The sequence below is a fragment of the Klebsiella sp. HMSC25G12 genome (genome assembly GCF_001807705.1).
Lineage (GTDB): Bacteria > Pseudomonadota > Gammaproteobacteria > Enterobacterales > Enterobacteriaceae > Klebsiella > Klebsiella variicola.
In genome coordinates this window covers 1-2906 of sequence record NZ_KV789857.1, presented here as the reverse complement: position 1 = coordinate 2906, position 2906 = coordinate 1, and the positions used below count along the sequence as shown (strand labels likewise).

Genomic DNA, 2906 nt, shown 5'->3' with positions numbered 1-2906 from the left:
CAGCAAAAGTTCGATTTATTCAACAAAGCCCCGGTAACGCAATAAAAAGGGTTTCCTGGCATGAGTTTCAATAACCCGCCGGACTTCCCGAACGACCTCCAGCGGAAAACGCATCCGGTTTGCTAATGAACCACCCCATTCGTCAGTACGCTGGTTAAACCAGGGGGAGAAGAAGTTCTGGATAAGAAAACCATGCGCGCCGTGCAATTCAACACCATCAAAACCGGCCTCAATTGCGCGGCGAGTGGCTTCGCCGAAGTCATGGATCACACCAGAAATTTCGTCATGACCCAACGCCCGGCTGGCTTGTTCCCCGCGATTAAAAGGGCCAGCCGGAGCGGCCAGGGCACTGGCGCTGACGAGCTCTCCATCTGGGATGAGTTCGGGAACCGCTTTATTACCGGCGTGAAACAGTTGCAGGATTGCCAGCGCCCCCCCGCTTTTTGCCGCATCAGCCAGTTTCCTCAGACTCGGGATAAAACGATCATCGTAGGCTGCGAATTCATTGGTGAAACCCACTCCGTTTCTCTGGGGGCAGTTTGGATATCGAAAATTATTGTACGCTAAGGCTATTTTTTGACCTTTCGACTTTAGCTGGCCTCAGCCGACGAAACTTACCGGAAGCCGGTTGCTTATCCAGATATAATCGCCTGTCATATTGATGTGCTCCCAGCCTAACGGCGACAAATGCGACAGCAGTTGCTCGTTGCTCTTCACTCCTTTACGCTTCAGGGCATCGATCGTTCTTTCCATATAGACGGTGTTCCACAGCGAGATAGCTGCCGTCAGTCCGCTGGCGCGATAGCTCTGATTTTCCGGTTTGCGGTCCCTGATTTCCCCCAGTCGGTGCAGGAATACCGCACACGCCAGTGCGTTACGGGCCTCCCCTTTATTCAATCCAGCCTGTACCCGCCGACGAAGTGCCGGATCGCGGAACCAGTCGAGCATAAACAGCTTTCGTTCTATACGGCCAATTTCCCTCAATGCTTTGGCAAGTCCGTTTTGCTTGGGGTAGCTGGCAAGATCGGTGAAAACCACGGTATTTCCGTTCGGAGGCGACGCGAGCAGTGCGCAGCCTGTCTTCTGAATGCCGCTTTGCGGCATGGAGGCGCCAGATGAATTTGAACAAGGCTCCGTCGGTAAGTGGCGCCGTCGCCCGGCGAAGCCGGTTACCGTTTTGAAAGGTTCTGCCTATCCCATCCCTTACCCTGTTAAGCCATACCCGCTAAAAATAACTCAGGAGCTTTTGTGCGCGGTCGGAGTGGTCACGACAAGGCAAGGGCCGTAGTCGTGGCGTATCTCCGCGTTAGCGGGCCGGTAGGGCCGCTTACGAGCGTGTACTCTGAACTCACCGCGTCACCTCTCACAGCGACTAATCCCCTAGTTACAACATCCATCATTAAAAGCGACACTACTCCCGGCCTTCGGCCGGGGGCGGCGGCGCTTTTCAGTGGTGGGGAGGGGCACCTGGCCGGCAAACCGGCGCCGGTTTTATGATGGATTTCCTTTTGAATGCTGTAACTAATGTGGTTATCCGGTCGGGGCCCGTCGCGAAGCGATGGGCGCTACTTTTATCTGAGCGACGCGGACGCTTGCGGCCGCTGTAAGCGAAGGCCTCACTGAGTTATTCACAGAACAGGCAAAGACAAAAGATCTCCCTGCTGCTTGCAATGCAGGGGATTAAAAAAGGGGGGGTAAGACTGTTTTGCAGGTTTGCTGTTTCCCTTTTGCTAAATTCCCTGTTTATTCATTTGCGGTTTTTTGTGGATAAGTGAAAACCTGGTGCGAACGTCACAGGGTATACGTGCTCAAACCAGCGATGGTCCGACGGCCGGAACGTCAGATGGATAAAAACCAGGCAATTTCATGAATCCGGACAAACGCCAAAAGCCCCGGGCAGGGGCATAGAAAAAATAGCTAAATGATATCCGTCAGGACGGCGGAGCCAGGGCCAGCTCCAGCTGATACAGGTTCTGAATGGCCAGCTGCTGCAGCCGCTCCGTTGTACACCAGTAAGCCTCGTCTGCCGGCATTGTCTTCAGGATATGAAGCGACATTTCGTGAATCTGGCGCTCACGAGAATATCTGGCCAGGCGGTTAGCTCGTTTACGTTCGGCTCCACGCTGCCGACGGAACCTCAGTGCATCGAGAGTTTTTTGACGGTACCAGCGCTCACGTGCTGCACGGGGGGAGATCTCCTCATCTTCACGCAGAATCCCCTCCTGGATAAGACGACGACGCTCTTCGCTTTGCCGGAGCTTTTTTTGTTGTTCCGCATCAAGTTTTTCCAGATCCACTCCCAGCATCTGAAACCCTAACGCGGTGATATAGACGTATTTAGGCAGCCAGGTACGGGATTCCCTGTCCCAGCTATTTTCTTCAGATACAGCCAGGACACCAAAACGAACCTGTTCGTCAATCAACCGGGACAGACGTGATACTGTTACCTCTGTTTCCGGAATAACTTTTCCATGACTGTCTTTCTGGCTGAGTTCTTTTGCCAGACGAGAAATACACATACCGACCGTCAGCTTGCCGGCATCACAGAAGCTGATCAGCACTGGCCAGATAGCATCCAGCAGACGTTGCTTTTCCGGCCGGAAGCCATACCGGCGGCCAGCGCGACGGCGTTCCCTGACGTACAGCGGATGAAGCGATACGTGCATACGCAGTCGCACCTCACCAGTGGTGCGATCTTTTTGAACAAGACGGTTATAGGCGTGTCCCAGCTGGCCACCCAGTTTTTTGTAATGCTCCGGTCGAAACCAGGTCGGGTTTTCACATTTGGGTTTTGTGGAGTGCTCGCCGCGCCGGCGACGGGTAGATTTCTTCTCCGGGGAAACCAGAAAAGATGCCACATGGCCGTCCTCTACCCCCTGCCAGAAACGGATCTGTTCTTCCGTATC

Annotated in this window: 1 protein-coding gene and 2 pseudogenes; all 3 read right to left on the bottom strand. The window is 54.0% G+C overall.

The window, feature by feature from the left end:
• Positions 1-30 precede the first annotated feature (30 nt).
• A pseudogene (locus HMPREF3096_RS09050) lies at positions 31-531 on the bottom strand (NADH:flavin oxidoreductase); the annotation flags it as partial.
• A gap of 22 nt (positions 532-553) precedes the next feature.
• Positions 554-1041: pseudogene (locus tag HMPREF3096_RS09045) on the bottom strand (Tn3 family transposase); the annotation flags it as partial.
• Positions 1042-1931: 890 nt separating this feature from the next.
• On the bottom strand, positions 1932-2906 hold a 975-nt coding region (repA, locus tag HMPREF3096_RS09040; RefSeq protein WP_049162576.1), incomplete at its 5' end, for a plasmid replication initiator RepA.